General features: G+C 65.9%; 19 protein-coding genes. 7 read left to right on the top strand and 12 right to left on the bottom strand.

Going from position 1 to position 21,410, the window contains the following annotated elements; all coding sequences use genetic code 11:
• Positions 1–9: 9 nt before the first annotated feature.
• A complete protein-coding gene (locus U5782_RS23890) occupies positions 10–933 on the bottom strand; it encodes a 2-dehydropantoate 2-reductase (RefSeq protein WP_322046428.1) in 924 nt (307 codons plus the stop codon).
• Between the two features lie 63 nt (positions 934–996).
• Positions 997–2,622, bottom strand: coding sequence for a benzoylformate decarboxylase (gene mdlC, locus U5782_RS23885; protein WP_322046352.1), 1,626 nt, complete (start codon positions 2,620–2,622; stop codon positions 997–999).
• Positions 2,623–2,726: 104 nt separating this feature from the next.
• On the opposite strand from mdlC, the gene U5782_RS23880 reads away from it, so the two are divergent.
• On the top strand, positions 2,727–3,635 hold the full coding sequence (locus U5782_RS23880) for a LysR family transcriptional regulator (RefSeq protein ID WP_322046351.1): 909 nt from the start codon (positions 2,727–2,729) through the stop codon (positions 3,633–3,635).
• On the opposite strand, the gene U5782_RS23875 is transcribed toward U5782_RS23880, so the two are convergent.
• The 4 genes from U5782_RS23875 to U5782_RS23860 form a co-directional block, all read right to left on the bottom strand.
• Complete coding sequence (locus U5782_RS23875; protein ID WP_322046350.1) at positions 3,623–4,957, bottom strand: RNA polymerase sigma factor; 1,335 nt, start codon at positions 4,955–4,957, stop codon at positions 3,623–3,625. The genes U5782_RS23880 and U5782_RS23875 overlap by 13 nt on opposite strands.
• Positions 4,950–5,369: a VOC family protein gene (locus tag U5782_RS23870; RefSeq protein ID WP_322046349.1), complete on the bottom strand. Its 420-nt coding sequence runs from the start codon at positions 5,367–5,369 to the stop codon at positions 4,950–4,952. The genes U5782_RS23875 and U5782_RS23870 overlap by 8 nt, the downstream gene beginning before the upstream one ends.
• A 44-nt stretch (positions 5,370–5,413) precedes the next feature.
• Positions 5,414–5,836 carry a YciI family protein gene (locus U5782_RS23865; RefSeq protein ID WP_322046348.1) on the bottom strand — a complete coding sequence of 141 codons (423 nt, stop codon included), beginning with the start codon at positions 5,834–5,836 and terminating at the stop codon, positions 5,414–5,416.
• Between the two features lie 146 nt (positions 5,837–5,982).
• Complete coding sequence (locus U5782_RS23860) at positions 5,983–6,336, bottom strand: YciI family protein (RefSeq protein ID WP_322046347.1); 354 nt, start codon at positions 6,334–6,336, stop codon at positions 5,983–5,985.
• 239 nt (positions 6,337–6,575) lie between these two features.
• On the opposite strand from U5782_RS23860, the gene U5782_RS23855 reads away from it, so the two are divergent.
• From U5782_RS23855 to U5782_RS23840, 4 genes are all read left to right on the top strand, one after another.
• Positions 6,576–7,844 carry an ROK family transcriptional regulator gene (locus U5782_RS23855; protein WP_322046346.1) on the top strand — a complete coding sequence of 423 codons (1,269 nt, stop codon included), beginning with the start codon at positions 6,576–6,578 and terminating at the stop codon, positions 7,842–7,844.
• On the top strand, positions 7,831–9,384 hold the full coding sequence (locus tag U5782_RS23850) for a sugar ABC transporter ATP-binding protein (protein ID WP_322046345.1): 1,554 nt from the start codon (positions 7,831–7,833) through the stop codon (positions 9,382–9,384). Before U5782_RS23855 ends, U5782_RS23850 begins: the two co-directional genes overlap by 14 nt.
• A 66-nt stretch (positions 9,385–9,450) precedes the next feature.
• Positions 9,451–10,476, top strand: a complete 1,026-nt coding sequence (locus U5782_RS23845) for an ABC transporter permease subunit (RefSeq protein WP_322046344.1) — start codon at positions 9,451–9,453, stop codon at positions 10,474–10,476.
• Positions 10,477–10,565: 89 nt separating this feature from the next.
• Positions 10,566–11,513, top strand: coding sequence for an ABC transporter substrate-binding protein (locus U5782_RS23840; protein ID WP_322046343.1), 948 nt, complete (start codon positions 10,566–10,568; stop codon positions 11,511–11,513).
• A 74-nt stretch (positions 11,514–11,587) separates the two neighbouring features.
• Here U5782_RS23840 and U5782_RS23835 read toward each other — a convergent pair whose 3' ends face one another.
• The 3 genes from U5782_RS23835 to U5782_RS23825 all read right to left on the bottom strand — a co-directional run bounded on the left by U5782_RS23835 (position 11,588) and on the right by U5782_RS23825 (position 15,783).
• Positions 11,588–12,565 carry a sulfonate ABC transporter substrate-binding protein gene (locus U5782_RS23835; RefSeq protein WP_322046342.1) on the bottom strand — a complete coding sequence of 326 codons (978 nt, stop codon included), beginning with the start codon at positions 12,563–12,565 and terminating at the stop codon, positions 11,588–11,590.
• Positions 12,566–12,733: 168 nt separating this feature from the next.
• Complete coding sequence (locus U5782_RS23830) at positions 12,734–14,614, bottom strand: diguanylate cyclase (RefSeq protein WP_322046341.1); 1,881 nt, start codon at positions 14,612–14,614, stop codon at positions 12,734–12,736.
• 140 nt (positions 14,615–14,754) lie between these two features.
• On the bottom strand, positions 14,755–15,783 hold the full coding sequence (locus U5782_RS23825; protein ID WP_322046340.1) for a transporter: 1,029 nt from the start codon (positions 15,781–15,783) through the stop codon (positions 14,755–14,757).
• A gap of 215 nt (positions 15,784–15,998) precedes the next feature.
• Between U5782_RS23825 and U5782_RS23820 the strand changes: the two genes are divergently transcribed.
• Entirely contained in the window at positions 15,999–16,787 is a 789-nt protein-coding gene (locus U5782_RS23820) for a TetR/AcrR family transcriptional regulator (protein ID WP_322046339.1), read from the top strand.
• A 237-nt stretch (positions 16,788–17,024) separates the two neighbouring features.
• A complete protein-coding gene (locus tag U5782_RS23815) occupies positions 17,025–18,239 on the top strand; it encodes a mechanosensitive ion channel family protein (protein ID WP_322046338.1) in 1,215 nt (404 codons plus the stop codon).
• A 37-nt stretch (positions 18,240–18,276) separates the two neighbouring features.
• Here U5782_RS23815 and U5782_RS23810 read toward each other — a convergent pair whose 3' ends face one another.
• The 3 genes from U5782_RS23810 to U5782_RS23800 all read right to left on the bottom strand — a co-directional run bounded on the left by U5782_RS23810 (position 18,277) and on the right by U5782_RS23800 (position 21,241).
• Positions 18,277–18,501 (bottom strand): helix-turn-helix domain-containing protein, encoded by a 225-nt coding sequence (locus U5782_RS23810; protein WP_322046337.1) that lies wholly within the window; start codon positions 18,499–18,501, stop codon positions 18,277–18,279.
• A gap of 52 nt (positions 18,502–18,553) precedes the next feature.
• Positions 18,554–19,879: a HipA domain-containing protein gene (locus U5782_RS23805; RefSeq protein ID WP_322046336.1), complete on the bottom strand. Its 1,326-nt coding sequence runs from the start codon at positions 19,877–19,879 to the stop codon at positions 18,554–18,556.
• A 198-nt stretch (positions 19,880–20,077) separates the two neighbouring features.
• Complete coding sequence (locus U5782_RS23800; RefSeq protein WP_322046335.1) at positions 20,078–21,241, bottom strand: porin; 1,164 nt, start codon at positions 21,239–21,241, stop codon at positions 20,078–20,080.
• Positions 21,242–21,410: the final 169 nt, after the last annotated feature.

Genomic DNA, 21,410 nt, shown 5'->3' with positions numbered 1-21,410 from the left:
CACACGTAGCTAGCGCGTCGCGCTCGCGTCCACGAGGCGCACGAGTTGCAGCAGCGTTTGCGTGCAGGGCACGGCCATCGGCACCGCGCGCGCGGCTTCGACCACGGCGCCGTTGATCGCCTCGATCTCGGTGCGGCGGCCCGCCAATACGTCCTGCAGCATCGAAGGCCGATGCGAGCGATGGCTCGCGAGCGCGTGCTGCACGTTGCCGACGATATGCGCTTCGTCCACGGCCACGCCGCTCGCGCGCGCCACCGCCGCCACTTCGGCGACGATCTTCAGCGCAAGCGCCGGGCCGTCGGGTACGTTCGAGAGCTCGCCCACCGTGCATTGCGTCACCGCGCAGAGGCTATTGAGCGCCGCGTTGAACGCGACCTTCTCCCAGATCGTGACCCAGACATCGGGGTCGGCGGCGCAGTCGAGTCCGGCCGAATTGAGCGCCGCCACCGCGCGCGCCACGCTCGCGCGCATCTCGCCATCGGCGCTCATCAGGCGGATCATGCCGCTGCCGTGCGAATTCACGCGCCCGGCCGCGGGCTTGTCGCCGGGCCACGTCGTCACGCCCACCATGATGCGTTCGCGCGGCACGCTGCGCTCGAGGCGCTCGACATTGCCGAGTCCGTTCTGGAGCGAAAGCACCGTCGTGTGCGGGCCGATCAGCACGCGCGCCGCATCGAGCGCGGCCTCGGTATGCATCGTCTTGGTGAAGACAATCAGCAGTTCGGGCGCGCGCGAGGCCGCCCCGGGACGGCAGGCGTGCAGCTTCGTCACGACGCGCTCGCCCGCGTCGGTGGCCAGGCGCAGACCGTCGCGGCGGATCGCTTCCAGGTGCGCATCGTCGACATCGACTAGCGTGACGTCGTGCCCCGCTTCGGCCAGCAGCCCGCCGAACAGCGACCCCATCGCCCCCGCGCCCAGGATCGCGATTTCCATCGTCTCTTGCATTACGGCCTCCTTATCGAATTTTTATGCTGCGTCAACCCGGAAACGATCGTTTCAGGCCACGACGATTTCCACCAGCGCCGGACCGCTCGCCCGCAGCGCCTCGCGCAGCGCATCGGCAAGCGGTGCGGCTTCGCTCACGCGCGCCCCAGGACAACCCATGCCCGCCGCCAGCGTCACGAAATCCAGGCCCGGCAGATCGGTGCCCTGCACCGGATCGTCTTTCGCGAAGCCGAACACCGGTGCGAAGTCCTGCAACGCGGCGTAGCGCGTGTTGTTCAGGATGACGAAGGTAATCGGCAAACGCATCTGCGCGGCGCTCCAGATCGCCTGGATCGAATACATGCTGGAGCCGTCGCCGATCAGCGCGATCACGCGCTCGCCGGGTCGCGCGAGCGCCGCACCCACGGCCGCGGGCATGCCGAACCCCAGGCCGCCACTGTCCATCGTGAGGAAGCTGCCGGGGCGCGCCATCGGCAGATTCGCCTGCATGACGGGGCGCGCGCTGGGCGCCTCCTCCACCACGAGCGCATACGGATCGCGCACTTCGGCGAGCGTCTGCAAGGCAAACGCGACGGACATGCGCTCGCCTGGCTGCTGCGGCGGCACAGCGCGAGGCGGCTGCGGGCGCGCGGCGGGCAACGCGCGCTCGGGCGGTGCGGGACGTGCGAGCAGGTCTTGCACGCCCAGACGAATATTGCCGACGGCAACCAGACCCTCGGGCGTCCACGCGGCCACGTTCGGATCGTCGATCAACTGGCATAACTGCGCGCCGGGCGGCACATGCGGCCCGTGCCCTTCGACGTGATAGGTGAACGCGGGCGCGCCAATCGCGAAGATCGCGTCGTGCCCGGCCAGCAATTCAACGATGCGTTCGCGCATCGCCGGCAGAAAGCCCGCGAAGAGCCGGTGCGTTTCGGGAAAGCTGCAACGGCCCGTCATCGGCGCGACGAAGACGCGTGCGCGATGGCGTTCGGCCAGCGCCACGACGTCGTCGGCCGCGCCCGCGCGGTCCACCGCACCGCCCACCACGAACGCGGGCCGCTTGCAGCTATCGAGCAGCGCGCCGATGCGCGCGAGCATCGCGGGCTCGGGGCGCGCAGTGTGCGCGAGTTCGCGTACGGCAACCGGCTCGGCAGGCTGGTCCCAGTCGTCGACGGGAATCGACACGAACACGGGGCCGCGCGGCTCCTGCATCGCAATCGCGTAGGCGCGCGCGATCGCGAGCGGCACGTCCTGGGCGCGGGCGGGTTCGATGCTCCATTTCACATAGGGTTTGGGTAACTCGGTCGCCTGGGTGGCGGCCAGAAACGGGTCGAACGGCAGGATCGCGCGCGCCTGCTGGCCCGCCGTGACGACGAGCGGCGTGCGGTTGCGGAACGCCGTGAAGATGTTGCCCATCGCGTTGCCGACACCGGCCGCCGAATGCAGGTTCACGAGCGCCGCGTTGCCCGTGGTCTGCGCGTAGCCATCGGCCATGCCCACGACCACGGCTTCCTGAAGGCCCAGCACGTAGCGGAAATCGGCGGGGAAATCGCGGAACATCGGCAGCTCCGTAGAGCCGGGATTGGCGAAGATCGACGTCATGCCAACGCGGCGTGCGAAGTCGATGACCGCGTCGCGCACGGTCCATTCGGTGTTGTTATCGGGTTTGGGTTGCTGCTGCGCGCTGCCTGTCATGCACGGTCTCCTGTCTGATGGGCGCGTTGGATCGGTGCTTCATTATCGGTAGACCTCGGGTAACCGAAAATTGCCTATTTCGCGAAAAGCCATTACCTTTGGGCATGACTTACAACCTTCAACAGCTGCACGCCTTCGCGACCATCGTCGCGTGCGGCAGCCTCGGCCGCGCGGCCGAGACCCTGCACATCACGCAGCCCGCCTTGAGCCGGGTGGTGCGCCGCCTCGAAGAACAGGTGGGCGCGCCGCTTTTCGAGCGTCATTCACGCGGCATGCACCTGACCGCCGTGGGCGAGGCGCTGCTACCGCACGCCATCCTGCTGCAACGCGAGTCCGAGCAGGCGCGCGAGGAGATCGACGCGATGCGCGGTCTCGCGCGCGGCACCATCCGCGTGGGGGCGGTGGGCAGCATAGCAAGCCTCGTGTTACCGCTTGCGGTGAGCGGCGTGCTGGCGCGCTGGCCGACGCTGCGGGTGGAGATCATCGAAGGCGTCTGGGACCGGCTCGCCGATGCGCTGGTCAAGCGCGAGATCGACCTCGCGCTGAGCATGGCCGTGCCCGACACCGACGAAATCACCGCCATCGCCGACTGTCGCTGGGAGGACGCGAGCTACGTGGTAGCGGCACTCGATCATCCGCTACGCGGCAAGCCGGGCCTGACTCTCGCCGACACGCTCACCGAACAATGGGCGATACCGCCGCGCGGCACCGGTCCCTTCGAGCACATGCAGCAGGCCTTCGCCGCGCAGGGGCTGGGCTTGCCGAACGTGGTGGTAGAGACGCGCTCCATTACGGTACTCAAGAGCCTGGTGGAGCGCTCCGGGTTCCTGAGCTGGATGGCCTCGACGATGTACGTGACCGAAAGCAAGGCGGGCGTGTTCGACACACTGGACTTGCCCGGCGTGGTCGGGCGGCGCACGCTCACCGCCTTCCGGCGGCGTCAGGGGATTCTGCCGAGTCCCGCCGTCAAGCTGCTCGAACAGTTGCGGCTGCTGACGGCTCAGGGCGTCTGAGACCCGAGCGATGCGGCGCGCGCAAGCAGCACTTCGCGATCGCGGGCGTTCTGCGTGAGCGCGGCGGCGCGCTCGAACGCGGCACGCGCTTCGTCGAGGCGTCCGAGCCTGGCGAGCAGATCGCCGCGCACGGCGGGCAGCCACGGGTAATGACGCAAGGCGGGTTCATCGGCCAGTGCATCGACCAGCGCGAGCGCCGCTTGCAGCCCTTGCGCCATGCCCACGGCCACGGCGCGGTTGAGCCGCACCACCGGCGACGGGTCGATGTGCAGGAGCGCGTCGTAGATCGAAACGATGCGCGCCCAGTCGGTTTGATCGGCGCTCGGCGCGCGTGCGTGGCAGGCCGCGAGCGCGGCTTGCAGCGCGTAGGGGCCGGAAGCGCTCAACGCTTCGTCATCCGAAGCACAGTGCTGCGCCCGTTCGAGCGCCGCGAAGCCGCGCCGGATCAGCAAACGGTCCCAGCGTGTGCGATCCTGATCCGCGAGCAGCACGGCGCGGCCTTCGCGATCCACGCGCGCGGGCAAGCGCGACGCCTGCAATTCCATCAGCGCGACGAGCCCATGCACTTCCGCTTCCGCGGGCGTGAGTGTGGCCAGCATGCGGGCGAGCCGCAACGCTTCCTCGCAGAGCGCCGGGCGCATCCAGTCCGTGCCAGCCGTGGCCGCATAGCCCTCGTTGAAGATCAGATAAAGCACTTCGAGCACCGATGCGAGCCGTTCGGCACGCGCCTGGGCATCAGGCACCTCGAAAGGCACCCTGGCCGCCGCGAGCGCGCGTTTGGCGCGCACGATCCGCTGCGCGACGGTCGCCTCGGCCACGAGAAACGCCCGCGCGATCTCGGGCGTGCTGAGGCCGCCCAACAGCCGCAGCGTGAGCGCCACGCGCTGCTCGCGCGGCAACACGGGATGGCAGGCGACGAACATGAGCCGCAGCAGATCGTCGCCGATCTCGTCTTCGCGTGCGGCGTCGAGCGACTCGGCGATATCGGGCGCGAAATGCGCCTGCAACGCTTCGAGGTCCGCGCCGATCGCTTCATGCGCGCGAGCATGGGCCGCGGCGCGCCGCAGGCGGTCCAGCGCGCGATGCCTGGCGGCCGTCATGAGCCACGCTCCGGGGTTGGTGGGAATCCCGCTCGCAGGCCAGCTTTCGAGCGCCGCAACGAGCGCATCCTGGGCGGCGTCTTCGGCAAGGCCCACGTCGCGCAGCACCCGCGCGGCGTGGGCAATCACCCGCGCCCGCTCGATGCGCCAGACCGCGTCGATCGAACGATGGATCGCGTCAGCGGTGCCGTCGCCAGCCACCTGGCGTGCCCGACTAGCCATGCGCCCCCTTCTCGACCGCTTCCGGCGACATATACATCAGTTCCCAGATATGGCCATCGGGATCTTCGAAGCTGCGGCCATACATCGACTCGCCGCAGTCCATCGGTGGGCGCTTCGAGGTGCCGCCAGCCGCCAGCGCTTTCTCCACCAGCGCGTTGACCTCGTCGCGCGACTCGCACGACAGGCACGTGAGCACCTCGGTCTGCTCGCGCGCATCGACGAGCGTCTTGTCGGTGAACGTGCGCATGAAGTCGGTAGTGAGCAGCATCGCGAAGATGTTTTCGCCGATCACCATGCAGGCCGCCTGGTCGTTGGTGAATTTAGGCTCGAAGCGAAAACCTACCGCGCCGAAGAAGTCCATCGAGCGCTTCAGGTCGCGCACGCCCAGATTGACGAAGATGTGCTTATGCATGATCGTTTCCTTGATTGACTGTTGGTTGGGATAACTGACGGGTTTTATTTGAATTTGCTCTGCGCTTCGAGCTTGCGAAAGCGCTCGATGCTTTCCATCTGCTCGAAATCGTCGAGTTCATAGAGCTGACGCACTTCGATTTCGCCGTCCATCTGCTTGCCGAATGGCGCGGGAAAGCGCCGCGCCCATTCGAGCGCTTCGTCGCGCGAGCGCACCTGGATCAGCGTATAGCCGGCGATGAGCTCCTTTGTTTCGGCGTAGGGGCCGTCCACGATGTCGGGCTTGCCGTCCTTGTAGCGCACGCGAAAACCCCGCGAACTGGGCTGCAAACCCGCGGCGTCGAGCAGCACGCCCGCGCGCGCCAGTTCCTCATGGTAGGTGGCCATGTCCGCGAAGATCGTTTCGTCGTCGGGTTGCTCGCCGGCTTCGCTCAGCGCGTTCGCGCGCACCATGATCATGAATCGCATTACGTTCTCCAGGTTCGTTCGGATTGTGAAAGCGGCATCCTTCGATGCGCTCATTCACACGACGCGCGACCGCCACGCCAATCGACACGCTTCGATAATTTTTTTGCAGACCTGGGGTAAGCACCAGGCAAACGAGGCAATCGCCCCTAGCGAAAGCATGGACCGGTCTCGCGGACCTCCACGCTGGCCCATTGCGCCGCCGGGCACTCGCGCGCGATCGCCAGCGCCTCCTCGCGCGTGGCGCAATCGATCAGGAAAAAGCCGCCTATCATTTCTTTGGCCTCGGCGAACGGGCCGTCCAGCGTGCTCGCGCGGCCATCGCGCACCTGCACGCGCACAGCGTCGCGATCGGAAACCAGCGATTGCACGTCAAGCAGCACGCCGCGCGCGGCGAGATCGTCGGCGAAGCGCAGCATGCTCGCGTAGAGCGCCTCGCCTTCGGCCTGGGTGCGGGCGTCGCGCTGGCCGCGCGGCTCGCTGATGAGCAGCAGATATGCCATGAAGTGCCAGCCCCCTGTAGTCGATGTAGTCGATGTGAAAGCGTGCGTCAGGATAGCGCGGGAAAACGCGCTCCATTGCCTAAAGCGGCCATCCCATTGACGCCCTGCAAGACGAAGACCCGAATATCGCCGGGATTTCCCCAGGCTGACACGGCGGCGTTTCCGGCATTAAATAAATCAACTTGATTTATTTAGTCGCCGCCGCAGTCAAAGGCAGGCGACGCCACCGGAGGAGACGCGTGAGAAGTCCGCATGTGGGCCAGGGCAGCAACTCGGCCAATGTCCGCCGCTTCAACGAGCGCCTGCTGCTTCAGGCGCTGCGGCGCGCCGGCGAAGCCTCGAAGGCCGATCTCGCCCGCCTTGCGAACCTCACCAGCACGGCCGTGGGCAGCATCATCACGTCGCTGATGTCGAGCGGCCTGATCGAGTTCAGTGGGCGGCGTCTGGACGGCGGACGCGGTCAGCCCGCCTCGTTGCTGCGGCTCTCGCCGCGCGGCGCGTTCGCGATCGGCGTGCGCCTGGACCGGACCAATATCGAAACCGTGCTCGTGAACTTCGCGGGCCAGATGATCGAGCGGCGCTCGCACGACATGCTGCTGCCGCAACCCGCCGAAGCGCAGGAAATCGTTCAACGCGACATCCTCGAATTGTCAGGACTGCTCGACAAGGAAGAACGCAAACGTCTGGCGGGCATTGGCGTGGCGCAGCCGTACAACCTCGGTAGCTGGCTGCGCGAACTGGGTCTGCCCGCCGATACCTTCCGCGTCTGGAGCGAAGTCGATTTCGCGGGCGAACTGGGCCGCGCGCTCGCGCTGCCCGTGTTCAGCGAGAACGACGGCAACGCAGCCGCCATCGCCGAGATCTTTTACGGCTGCGGGCGTCAGCGCGAGGACTTCCTGTACCTCTTTCTGGGCCCGGCCATCGGCGGCGGCATTGCCGTTGGCGGCGATTGCGTGCGCGGCCTCTCGGGCAATGCGGGCGATTTCGCCGTGATGCCGGTGCCGCCCAGCACGCTGCCCTCCGCGTACCGGCCCGACGGCAAGTGGGACATCCTGCTCTCGCGCGCTTCGCTGATCGCGCTGCGCCGCCATCTGCAATATCGCGGCGCACGCGTCGAAAGCCGCGCCGACCTCGAAGGCCATATCGCCAGCGGCCATCCGGGCGTCGAAGAGTGGCTCGACGACTGCATCGACGCGCTCGCGCCCGCCTTGCGCTCGGCGCTATGCGTGCTCGATGTGCCCGCCGTGGTGCTGGACGCCGACGTGGACGCGGGCCTCATCGACACGCTCATGGAGCGTCTGCGCGTGGCCGTCGCGGCCACGGCGCCCGAGGCGCGCGGCACGCCCGCGCTGGTGCGCGGCACCTTCGGCCCCGACGCGGGCGCGCTTGGCGCGGCCACGCTGCCGATGTTCTTCAACTTCTCGCCGCGCGCGGGCATCCTGATGGGTGCCGGTGCGCAAACACCCACGCAGGCGCAAGCCCAGGAGGTGAGCCATGTCGCGCTCTGAGTCGACGCCCCCGCTGCTGGAAATGCGGGGCATCAGCAAGACCTTTCCCGGCGTGCGCGCGCTCGACAATGTGCGCCTCTCGGTCTGGCCCGGCGAAGTCCATTCGCTGATGGGCGAGAACGGCGCGGGCAAATCGACGCTCATGAAGATTCTCTCGGGCGCCTATCAGGCCGATCCCGGCGGCGAAATCCTGCTCGACGGCCAGGCCGTCGTGATCGACGGGCCGCTCGCCGCGCGCGAACTGGGCGTGGCCGTGATCTATCAGGAACTGAGCCTCGCGCCCAATCTGAGCGTGGCCGAAAACATCTATGCGGGCCGCGAGTTGCGCAAAGGCGGCCGCCGCTTCGGCGTGGTCGATCGCGCCACGATGGAGCGCGGCTGCGAGGACGTACTCACGCGTCTGGGCGCGACCTTCGGGCCGACCACGCTGGTGGGCTCGCTCTCGATCGCCGAACGCCAGCTCGTGGAAATCGCGCGCGCCGTGCATACCGAGGCGCGCATCATCGTGATGGACGAGCCGACCACGCCGCTCTCCTCGCGCGAAACCGAGCGCCTCTTCAAGCTGATCCGGCAATTGCGCGAGGAAGGCCTCGCGATCATCTACATCAGCCATCGCATGGCCGAGATCTACGAGTTGTCCGACCGCGTCTCCGTGTTGCGCGACGGCAGCTACGTGGGCACGCTGATGCGCGAAGAGCTGAGCGCGGAAAGCCTCGTCGGCATGATGGTGGGGCGCGATATTTCGGGCTTCTACAAAAAGGCCCACGCGCCCTACGATCCGGGCAAGGTGGTGCTCACCGTGCGCGATGTCGCCGACGACAAGCGCGTGCGTGGCTGCAACCTCGATCTGCATGCGGGCGAAGTGCTCGGCATCGCGGGGCTGGTGGGTGCGGGCCGCACCGAACTCGCGCGCCTGATCTTCGGCGCGGAGCCGCGCGCACGCGGCGACATCGCCATCGACGGCCACACGCTGTCCGTCCATACGCCGCGCGACGCCATTGAAGCCGGTCTCGTCTATCTGACCGAAGACCGCAAGCATCAAGGCCTCTTCCTCGACATGAGCGTGCGCGACAACATCAACGTGGCCGTGGCCGGACGCGACGCGCGCTTCGGTGTGCTCGATCTGGCGCGCGGTTCGTCCCGTGCGAAGGACTCGATCCGCGCGCTGTCGATTCGCGTGCCGAGCCCGCGCGTGAACGTGGGCGCGCTCTCGGGCGGCAACCAGCAGAAGGTGCTGCTCTCGCGTCTGCTGGAGACGAAGCCGCGCGTGCTGATCCTCGACGAGCCCACACGTGGCGTCGATATCGGCGCAAAGTCGGAGATCTACCGCATCATCAACGACCTCGCCAAAACCGGCGTGGGCATCATCGTGATTTCGAGCGAGCTGCCCGAGATCATCGGCGTGGCCGACCGCGTGCTCGTCATGCGCGAAGGCGAATTCGCCGGAGAACTGGGCGGCTATACCGGCAAGCCCATCAGCCAGGAAGCCATCATCGAACTCGCCACCGGCTCGCAGGCCGCGCTCGGCGAGGCCGCCTGATCGCTTGCCTGTAGCCCCTGGCACATAAGACGCATCCGTCGAAGAGATATTGAGGAGCACGACATCATGAAAAACATTCTTCCCCGCCACGGCGTCGCGGCCGGTCCCGCGCAGGCGACGCGCTCGCAGGCCATCGACGGTCGGCGCGCACGCATGAAGTCCATCATGCGCACGGCGGGCATGCTGCCCGTGCTGGTGCTGCTGTGCATTGGCTTCGGCCTGCTCACCGACGGCTTCTTCACGCTGGAGAATCTGTCGATCGTCACGCAACAGGCTTCGATCAATATCGTGCTGGCCGCCGGCATGACCTTCGTGATCCTCACGGGCGGCATCGATCTTTCGGTGGGCTCGATCCTCGCCGCGGGTGCGGTCGCCGCAATGCTCGCATCCACCATTGTTGGCTGGGGCTGGCTCGGCATTCCGGCGGCGCTCGGTGTCGGTCTCGGCTTTGGCGTCATCAACGGCGCGCTGATTTCGCTGCTGCGCCTGCCGCCGTTCATCGTCACGCTCGGTTCGCTCACGGCGGTGCGCGGCATCGCGCGCCTGATGGGTCACGACACCACCATCTTCAACCCGCAACTCTCGTTCGCGTTCATCGGCAACGGCACGCTGCTCGGTGTGCCCTGGCTCGTAATCATCGCGCTCGTGGTGGTGGCCGCGTCGTGGTTCGTGCTGCGCCGCACGGTGCTGGGCCTGCATATCTACTCGGTGGGCGGCAATCCGGAAGCGGCGCGCCTCTCAGGCATCAAGGTCTGGGCCATCGAGATGTTCGTCTATGCCGTCTCGGGCCTGCTCGCCGGTCTTGGCGCGGTGATGTCGGCGGCGCGCCTCTATGCGGCCAACGGCCTGCAACTGGGCCAGTCGTACGAACTCGACGCCATTGCCGCCGTGATTCTGGGCGGCACCAGCTTCGTGGGCGGCGTGGGCTCGATCGTCGGCACGCTGATCGGCGCGCTCATCATTGCGGTGCTCACGAACGGCCTCGTGCTGCTGGGCGTCTCGGACATCTGGCAATACATCATCAAGGGCCTCGTGATCGTCGGCGCCGTGGCGCTCGACCGCTATCGCCAGCGCGGTTCGGCCCGCACCTGATTGATTCGACAAGAAGGCGGGCGCAAGCGGTCCTGCTGCGCCCGCCCGGCACGACAACACACCAACAGGACCTCTCTGGAGACAAGCTCATGCTCAAGAAGAAGACTATCCTCGCCGCCGCTGCTGCTCTCACACTCGGTTTCGCCCTGCAGGGCGCGCATGCCGCCGACAAGCAGTTGAAGTCGATCGGCATCACCGTGGGTTCGCTTGGCAATCCTTACTTCGTGACCATCGTGCAGGGCGCTGAGGCCAAGGCCAAACAACTCAACCCGAACGCGAAAGTCACAGCCGTATCCGCCGATTACGATCTGAACAAGCAGTTCACGCAGATCGACAACTTCATTTCGGCGCACGTGGACATGATCCTGTTGAACGCGTCCGATCCCAAGGCTATCGAGCCGGCCGTGCGCAAGGCGCGCGCCGCGGGCATCGTGGTGGTGGCCGTAGACGTGAGCGCAGCGGGCGCCGACGCCACCGTGCAGACCGACAACGTGAAGGCCGGTGAAATCTCGTGCGAGTATCTGGTGAAGAAGATCAACGGCAAGGGTAACGTGATTATCCAGAACGGCCCGCAGGTGTCGGCCGTGATCGACCGCGTGAACGGCTGCAAGCAGGTGCTCGCGAAATCGCCGGGCATCAAGATTCTCTCCGACGACCAGGACGCCAAGGGTTCGCGCGAAGGCGGCATGAATGCGATGCAGGGTTATCTCACGCGCTTCCCGCAAGTGGCCGGCGTGTTCACGATCAACGACCCGCAGGCCGTGGGCAGCGATCTGGCCGCGAAGCAACTGCATCGCAGCAACATCGTGATTACCTCGGTGGACGGCGCGCCCGATATCGAAACGGCGCTCAAGAGCGATACGCTGGTGCAGGCCTCGGCCAGCCAGGACCCGTGGAAGATGGCGCAGACGGCCGTGAGCGTGGGCTACGACATCATGAACGGCAAGAAGCCGGCCAATCCGCTGATCCAGATGACGCCGCAACTCGTCACGCGCGACAACGTGGGCAGCTACAAGGGCTGGTCGTCGCCGCACTGATCGAGTGAGTCTTATTGCGTAGCGAGGGCGGCTTTCGAGCCGCCCTTTTTGTTTCTGCGCGTTTTTATGCGTTCTTACGCGAGCACCGCGTCCTTCGTCGTCACGCGGCGCGGGATGATCTTGAGATCGTAGAAGGTATCGGCGATCTTCTGCTGCTCCGCGATTACGCCCGCGTCGATCGGGCGATATTCGTGCGCGTAGTGCGAGAGGCCGGTCTGGATCGTGGCCGCGTCGAGGCCCTGAATCGGCGCGAGCCTCGCAGCGGCAGCGGCCGTGTTTTCGCGCACCCACTGCCCCGTCTTGCCGAGTTCGTCGAGTGCGGCGGCGATCACATCACGACGCTTCGTCGCGAATTCGCGCTGGCTCAGGAAGAACTGGTGATGGCTCGCCACGCCGCTTGCATCCGCCAGCAGGCGCGCGCCGTCCTGCGCCTCGACGGCGGCAAGGAACGGGTCCCACACCGCCCAGGCGTCGATGGCGCCGCTTTGCAGCGCGGCGCGCGCGTCGGCGGGTGCGAGAAAGACCGGCTGAATGTCGCCCAGTGCAATGCCGTGCTTTTGCAGCAGCGCCACGAGGAACCAGTGCACGTCCGAGCCACGGTTCAGCCCGATCTTCTTGCCCTTCAATTCGGCCACCGACTTGATCGGCGACTGCTTGCCGACCACCACGCCTTCCGCGTGCGGCGTCGGCAATTCATAGGCGGTATAGACGAAATCCGCGCCCGCGGCCTGCGCGAACACAGGCGGCGCTTCACCCACATAGCCGAAGTCGATCGCGCCCACGTTCAGCCCTTCGAGCAGTTGCGGCCCGGCCGGAAACTCGTTCCACGTGACCTTGATGCCTTGCGGCGCGAGACGCTTTTCGAGCGTGCCGTTGGCCTTGAGCAGCACGAGCGTGCTCGCGGCCTTTTGATAGCCGATGCGGAACTGGTCGGGTTGATATTTGGCCCAGGCGGGCAGCGCCGCGCCCGCGAGCGTGGCGCCGATCGTGGTGCCGAGCGCGGCCAGCAAGGTGCGGCGGCGATGGAAGCGGATATCGTTATCGTGGCTCATGATGGAATGCGTAGCGCGAAAGAGGTGCGAAGCAGCAATGAAGGTGTAAAAAATGCTACCTGTCACGCTGCATAAGCAGAAGTAACGATTCGCGCTAAGCAAATCACGCCGCAGGGATAGCGGTTTCGACGTTGAGGCGTCAGACGCATCCGATGCGCCCGCGCAGGGTCACGCGCGTTCGATGCGGTTGCGGCCGCCCTTTTTCGCGCGATAGAGCGCAACGTCGCTGCGCGAGAGCGGGGTTTCGGCGCTGACGTCGTCCACGCGCAGTTGCGTCACGCCGATGCTGACGGTGAGCACCACCGTGCCCGTTTGCGAAAGCAGCGGCGCCTCGGCGATGCAGTCCTGGATGCGCCGCGCGACCGTGCACGCGCCGTCGAGATCGGCGCCGCCCAGCAGGATCGCGAACTCTTCGCCGCCGATGCGCCCGGCCACATCGCCCACGCGCAGATGCTCGCGCAGCACCGACGCGAAGTGACGCAACGCGTCGTCGCCCACCGCATGGCCGAAGCGGTCGTTGATCGACTTGAAGTGATCGAGGTCGCACATCATCAGCGCGCAGTCGGGGCCACCCGTGCGACGCAGCAGCACGAGCTGCGCGTCGAGCCGCGCCATGAAGTGCCGCCGGTTCGCGAGGCGCGTGAGGCCGTCGGTCATGGCGAATTCCTGCAACTCGGCCTCGATGCGCTTGCGCTCCGTGACGTCGGTGATGAAGCCGTGCCAGACCGTCGCGCCATCGGCCAGACGTTGCGGCTTCGCGTCGCCCTGACGCCAGCGCAACCCCTGTTGCGGCAGGCGCACCCGGTATTCCAGATGCCAGGGCGCAAGCGTGGCCGCCGACTCCGCGAACGAGGCGCGGTACGCGTCGAGATCGTCGGGGTGGATCAGCGCGTCGATGCCGGCGGCGTTAGTGGCGACCTGCTCGGGCGTAAGCTCGTAGATCTCGCCGATGCCGGCGCTCGCGTAGGGAAAGCAGGTGTGGCCGTCCGGCGCGCGGCGGCACTGGAACACGAGGCCCGGCACTTCATTGGTGAGATTGGTGACGAGATTGACCGATTCGCGCAGGCGTTCGGCCATCTCGCGCATCGAGGTCACGTCGGTCGAAGTGCCCACCATGCGCAGCGCGTGGCCGTCGCTGCCGCGCGCGGTGACCTTGCCGCGGCTGCAGATCCACTTGTAGCTACCGTCCTTGCAGCGGATGCGGTGCTCCACTTCGTACTGGTCGGTGCGGCCTTCGAAATGCGCCCGCATGGTCGCCTGCACATAGGCGAGATCCTCGGGATGCAGGCGCAGATAGCTGTCCTCGATGCGGTTGGTCACTTCGTCGTCGGCATAGCCGAGCATGGCCTTCCAGCCCGTCGAGTAGCGGATCTCGCCCGTCACCACGTTGCGGTCCCAGATACCGGTGCCGCTGCCCGCGATGGCCAGCGCGAGCAGACGTTCGCGCTCGCGCAGCGTGTCCAGTTCCGCGCGCAAGGTGGCGTCGGAGGGTAGCGCTTCGTGCGCCAGCGCCGCGATCACGCGGGCGAAATCGTCGAGACTCGCGCGCTGCTGCGCCGATAGCTCGCGCGGCGCATGATCGAGCAGGCAGAGACTGCCCAGCGCGTCGCCATTCGCGCCCGTGAGCGGCCAGGCGGCCACGAAGCGAAACGGCAGCGCACTCGCGCGCGACAGGCAGGCCTGCCATGCGGGGTCGGAGTCGAGATCGTTGACGATCCAGGGCTCGACCATGCTTTCGTTTTCATTACGGGCAGTCGTGCGCAGCACTTCACGCACTTCCCGCAGCGCCTCGCGCAACGGCGCATCGACGCCCGCGCCCAGCCACGCGGGCACGTCCGCCGCCTCGCCAGGCAGCACGCAGGCGGCGGCCACATCGAAATGGCGGGCTGCCAGGCGCATCAGTGCATCCAGAAGGGGATCCTGCCCCGTCACGCCGGCCCGCGCCGGGTCGTCGTTGTGCGCGCCACGACCGGACGCCGCGCCGAGGGCAGGCAATGCGCACGCGTCTTCGGCGGACGATGGGTTGGCTGGCAAGGGCATGACGGGCATGTCGCTCGTTTTGGCAGAGGAATCGAGCGGCTAGTATATAGCGCGTGACTTGCGCGGAATGCGTGGCGTCTCGACGGAAAAAATCAGCGAAGCCATCGACAGCGTTCAAAAACACGCGCGCGACGATGTGCTTTCCAGTGCTAACGATCCACCGATCCGCGCAAGCGGAACACCCACCAGCCGAGCAGCACGGTGAAGCCGGCCACGATCAGCACCATCAGCCAGAAGCCGTGATGGTTTTCGGCCAGCGGAATACCGCCCACGTTCATGCCGAAAAAACCCGCGACGATATTGATCGGCAAGGCCAGCACCGTCACCAGGGTGAGCGTGAAGAGCGTGCGGTTGTTCTGCTCTTCGAGGCGCGCGCCGATCTCTTCCTGCAGCAGTTTGATGCGCTCGACCAGGCCCGCCATGTCGCCGAGCACGAGCGTGAATTCTTCGGTCGTCTCGCGCAGATCCTGCATGTCGGCGAGCTGCAGCCAGCGCGGCGGACGCGCGAGCAGGCGGAACACCGAACCCGGCTCGGGCGCGAGCATTCGTTGCAAGCGCACCAGAATGCGCCGCATGGCCGCCAGGTCATGGCGGCTGCCGGAACGGCGCGACGCGAGGTACTGGTCTTCGGCGCGATCTACGTCCACGCTCGTGCGGCGCACGATCTCCACCATCAGATCGGCCTGGTCGCGCAGCAGATGAATCAGCAGATCGGCGGGCGAGCGGAACGTCTCGCCGTTGCGCACGTCGCCGCGCAAGCGGTCGATCGAGCGCAGCGGCTTCATGCGCGCGGTGACAAGCAGGCGCTCGTGCGTATAGGACCAGAGCGTGGCGATCTGCGAGGGCGTGCGTTCGAAATCGAACATCACGTCGTTGACGACGGCATAGAGCGCGCCGTCCACCTGCTCGATGCGCGTGGAGTGCGAGCCTTCCACCAGCATCTCGAAGAAGCTGTCGGGCAGATCCAGATGCGCACGCATCCACGAAGCGCTCGCGGCATGCGCGAGATTGAAGTGGAGCCAGTAGAACGCGCCGTCCTGCGGCGCGCCGCCCTGCAGCGCGGCGAGCACGTCTTCGCCCTTGACGGGCTGGCCCGGCTCGCCCGGCATGAAGCGGAAACCGCAAATCAAGCCCGACATGTCGGCGCCGTAGGTTGCAATGGACGAGGCGAGATCCATGATGGTGTGGCCGTTTAATCGGCGCAAGCATGCCATATCCGCGCTTTTGCAGGCAAGCACGCGCTTTCATATCATCGACACGCGCATGACACGCGGATCGTGTAAGCACCCACAGCGCACCGATAGGCATTTGCGCCGAGTGCGGCAATAATGGCGGCTTGGCTGTCCTTCTGTTCGCATTCAGTCCGCACCCGGTTTCCGCACTTCGATCCCTCATGGCCTCCACCCGACGCAGCACCGCCGCGCCCGCCCCCGCCGTCAAAACAGCGCCTGCGCGCAAACGCGCCGCGGCGAAAACCGCTGACACCCCGGGAACCGCCCAGAAAACGGCCGAACCGGTCCAGGCCGCCAGGCCCGCGCCCCGCATCAACGAACGTGTGCGCGCCCGCACGCGCGGCAAGCTCATGCAGGCCGCGCGCGTAGTGATGGGCCAGAAAGGCATCACGGGTACGGCGATCAACGACATCACCGAACAGGCCGGGGTCGCCTTCGGCTCGTTTTATAACTACTTCTCGACCAAGGAAGAGATCGCGCGCGCCGTGTTCGTCGAGGACATGCTCGCGATCGCCGATCTGCTCGACCGCATCCGTCCCGCCGACGCCGACATCGCCGTGATCGTCGGCCTGAATGTGCGCCAGGTGATGCGCCATACGCTCGCCGATCCGATCTGGGGCTGGTTCTTCATCAACGCCGCGTCGAGCGTGGGCGATCTGGTCGAGACGATGGGCGGGCGGCTCGCGCGCGATATCCGCATTGGCGTGGACGCGGGACGTTTTCATTGCGCCGACGTGCTCGCGGGCATGGACTGCATCATCGGCGGCGCGCTGTATGTGCTGCGCCAGATCCTCGAAAAGCGCCGCACGCCCGAGACCGTGGACCGTTTCACGGAGTTCGCGCTGCGGGGTCTGGGCATCCGCGACGCCGACGTGGGCGCGATCATGAAAGAAGTGCTGCGTCACGACGAGATTCACGCAGCGGCAGGCGCTTGCGGCAACGCGGACTGAACGTCGTGCTGCAGCGCCTGCGGCACCCGACGCCCGATTTGCGCGCCGCCCCGGCATAGGCGCCATCGTGGCGGCCGGGATTCGCCGCCCGCCTGTGTTAGCTCGCCCACATTCCTTTGGCGGTCGCGCTGGTGCGGCGACCGGTTCGGGCGTAGGCTGCCGCGGGGGACTATGCTGGCCGCCCGGCCAGATGGGACACGAGCCCCGCGAAGGTTTCTGCCGGTACGGGAGGGACGCATGTTCGACAAGGCACTGCGTATCGAGGGCGGCCCCGACTGGCATCACTTCCAGGTCTACACCGACAGCACGCTCGTCGCCATTCTGCTCGTCGTCGCCCTGCTGCTCGCCATCCTGCTGGCCAGCGCGATCTGCTATTACGTTGCGCGCGCGATCATGTTGACGATCGTTGGCCGCCTCGCTCGCCAGCCACAGCGCAAGTGGCTGCGCGCCGCCGAATCCCACAAGGTATTTCATCGGCTCGCGCCGCTCGTGCCCGCCATGATCCTCTATGCGGCCGCCCCGCTGCTCTCTGGTCTCACGTTCCCGCTGATTGCGGCGCTCGGGCATCCCTTGTCGGTACTCGCTGCCTGCTACATGGTGTACACGCTCTTGCGCGCGGCGCTCGCCTTCCTGAATAGTGTCGGCGAGCGCTACAGCCACTTTCCGACTGCGAGCGAGCGGCCCATCAAAAGCTTTTTGCAGACGGCAACCATCGCGCTCTATGTGATTGCACTGATCGCAGGAATCTCGGTTCTGCTGGAGCGCTCCCCGGCCTACTTCCTGACGGGCCTGAGCGCGATGACCGCGCTTCTGATCATCATCTTCCGCGATTCCCTGCTTGGCTTCGTCGCCAGCATTCAGCTCACCGTCTACGACATGGTGCGGGTGGGAGACTGGATCGAAGTCCCCGGCTACGTCGCCGACGGAACGGTGATCGACATCGCGTTGAACACGATCAAGGTGCGCAACTTCGACAACTCGATCGTCATGCTGCCCAGCTACGTACTGCTGACGAATAGCGTGAAGAACTGGCGCGGCATGACGGAGTCAGGCGGCCGACGCGTCAAGCATGCGATTCATTTCGACGCCGACACGGTTCGCTTCCCCGATGCGGCGCTGCTCGTTCATCTGGGCAACGATGCTGGACGGCCGCTCGCAGGCGCGGTCCCTGGGGACACCCAGCGCCGCACGAACCTCGGGCTCTACCGCCTCTATCTGAACGCCTATTTTCGCAATCATCCAGCGGTTCGCCGCGACATGCCGATCGTCGTGCGGCAAGTGCAGTCTGGCGAGCCCGTGGTTGCACTCGAAATATTTCTCTATATCGACGAAACGCGCTGGGAACCGTACGAAAACCTGCAATCGGACATGCTCGATCATGCCTACGGGCTCCTGCCGCTTTTCGGCTTGCGCTGCTGGCAGGAGCGAGGCGCGTCGTCGCGGCCGCGCTGATCTTCGCGGCGACGGAGCCGACGTCGGGCGGCAGTGCCTACTCCGATGACGGCGGCAGAGGTTCACTGCGCCGCAGGCGAACAAAGCCGACCTGAAGGCCGAATAGCTTGCCGATACTGTTCAGCGATTCCACGGTTGGATTTCCCGTGCCCCGCTCGATGTCCTGAATCACACGGCGGCTGACGCCGCGATGGGCCGCGAAATCCGCCTGGTTCAGGCCCGTCATCTTTCGCATCGCCTTCATCGCTTCGGCAAGGCTCATGTCGCCCCGCTCGATGCGCTCATAGAACTCCCGGCGCCGGGCATTCTGTTCCTCACGGCTTGGGGGTGTTCGGCGAGGCATGATCGATCTCTACGGATTGCGGGACGTTCGAACGCAAGGCCTTGAGTTGCCGGACCTGCGTGTCGATCGATGGTGTCAGGAACTGCACGATGTCGTGATCGACGCCCTGCGCCAGCATGACTTCGGGCAGGCGTTCGACCTGCGCGGCAAACCGGCTCAGCGCCTCGCCGAGCTGCTGCCGCTCGCCCACGTCCACCGGCAGCGTCGCCAGCACGTCACCCCATTGCGTCAGTTCGACCCGTGTGGCGTCCGGCCGATACCATCTGAGCGTGCGGGGGACCAGTTCGGGGTCGAGATACATCGGTGCGAAATCGAACAGCGGGGTCAACTGCACGCGGCCATCGACGAGTTGCACCGCCGTGTTGCGCGCGTGGTTGTCGGTATTGCGCATGGCCTGGTTCAGCACGTCGCGCTTGATGAATTCGAGCGTTTCAGCCGCCGGATCGGTCGCCACCCTGCGGATGGCCGACACGACCTCGAACAGGTGCGGGCGCTGGTCGAATCCGCAAAGACCCAGCAGCGAGGCCACGCTTTCCTGGTGAAGCCGCTCGACCCGCCCGTCGCGCACCCGCCGATCAAATCGCGGAATCAGCAGCACGTCGCCATGCAGGCTGGGCAAGGTTTCGTGCGTGCGGATGCCGAGCGCGGCGGCCACCCGCATATAGGCTGCCTCGTTGTGCAGCACCTTGAGGTCGGCGGACGTATTGCCGCGCGGTAGCTTGGCGATCAGGTGCTGGGTCGCCTGTGCATCCGGCAGCACCGCATCTCCATGCAGCAATCCGGCCTGGTCGCGCGTGAGCAGATATTTCGGCGCCGCCCCCTGCACCCCCGTGGTGCCGGTGCCCAGCATGCCGTGCAGATACATCCTTTCCTTGAAGTCGGCGCTTCGCTCGACCACGTCGTCGAGCGACATGCCCGGCAGGCCGCGTGCGTCCGGGTGCCGCTGCACGTGGGCGTCGAAGTAGTCGACAGCCTCAGCGACCCGGATGCGCCCGATGGGATTGAACGCGCCCGCGCAGAGCAACGGGAAATCCGCGTCCGGCCCGTCCTGCAGATTCAGTTCGCCCAGCAGGAAGCGCCGACCGCCACCCTGTGGCACGAGGTCGTAGAGAAATGCCGGGAGTGTGCGCCCAAACCGGAACTCCGTGTCTACGGGCTCGACGAACGACAGCGGGTCGCTAGTGTGATCGACCGCATACATGATCTGGAAACTCCACTGGCACCGGCCGCCGTCGAACTCGATCTGGGCGCAGTCGATCCAGCGATCATCCAGGAATATTTGCAGGGTGCGTTCCACCGTTTACCTCCAATATGCTTCATAAATGTAGCACAAAGGGGGCACTGTCGCTTAAAATGCCTCTTATAAGAAGCATTATGGGATTTCGAATGTGTGGCGCGTCACGCGCACAGTGTGCCAGCAGGCGGCATGCGCAATAGAACTCGCGCGAGCCGACATACCGTCGGCACGCGCGAGTTGAAGCGGCTTCGAGCCGCGTTAAAACTGGTGATACATGCCGATGCGCACCATCGTCTGATGGTTGTTCGACGACGCCGACGCCACCGAGTAATCGAAGATATCGGCATTCGAGGCGGCGCCTGCCGCCTTCTGCCAGACGCCCATCGCATAGATCGATGTGCGCTTCGACAACGCGTAGGCCGTCGTCAAACCCACCTGGTGATAGATCGGCACCTGCTGGCTGTAGCCGATATTGCCGTGCGTGTACACGTACTGCGCGCCCACATACCAGGCCGAAGTCAGGTTATAGCGGCCCCACGCTTCGTAGTTCGTAAAGATCACGGTGCCGTTCGTGCCGTTGGCATCGTTGAACTTGGTATTGGTGTAATCGAGACCGAGCGTGGCCGATCCCAGCGCGTAGTTGATGGCCGCGCCAAAGACCTGCTCATTGGCCGGATTGCCGACGTAGCTGAACGGCCCGCTCGCGCCAATCGCCGAACCCGTGGTGTTGCTCACGAAATCGCCGTCGCTGAGCAGCACGGCCGGATTTTTCGCATACAGATACGCGGCCGCGATGTTGAAGCCACCAAAGGCATAGTTGGCCCCGAGACTCCACAACCCGGTCGTACCGCGCCCCGGCGCGTTGGTATTCGTGAACGAATAAAGACCGCCGAAAGTCAGGCCGCCGATCTTGGGGCTCGCATATTTGATCGCGTTGTCGACGCGAAACGAGTTGTCCGTATTGTCGATGTCGCCCGCGTGCACGAGCGGGCCGCCCAGTTGCCCCGGCGCGGTGAGCGGTTGCAGATAATCGACCACCGAATCGTACTGTCGCCCAAGTGTGATCGTGCCGAAGCGCGTATCCGAAAGCCCCACATACGCCTGACGCCCAAACAGGCGGCCACCCTGACGGCTTTGGCCGTTTTCCGTGCTGAAGCCGGATTCGAGCTTGAACAGGACGCTCAGCCCGCCGCCCAGATCCTCGCTGCCCTTCAACCCCCAGCGGCTGCCATAGACGCCGTCGTACGTGCCGTCGCGCATGCGCCAGAGTGAATGGCCGCCACTGTTGTTGACGTAGTCGATCCCTTCATCGAGCACGCCGTACAACGTGACCGACGACTGTGCGTGCGCGTTCAATGTGACCAGCGCGCTTCCCGCCAGCAACCATGCAATCTGTGCCTTCCTGGTAGAACGGTGCTTCATGCCTGCTCCTCTCTTCGTCAAATTCGCTGCTGTCCGTTGTGGTCTCAGGAGATTGCTTTCATTTTCATTCGGCATCCTGATTGTTTTATCTGCATCACCTGCCTTGCCTGTCTGGTACCGGCGCGATCGATCCGCGCGCGGGTTGGTCTCAACGCGGCGAGACAAAGAG

It is taken from the genome of Paraburkholderia sp. J67, assembly GCF_905220265.1.
Classification (GTDB): Bacteria; Pseudomonadota; Gammaproteobacteria; order Burkholderiales; family Burkholderiaceae; genus Paraburkholderia.
This window is presented reverse-complemented; position numbering and strand designations above follow the sequence as displayed.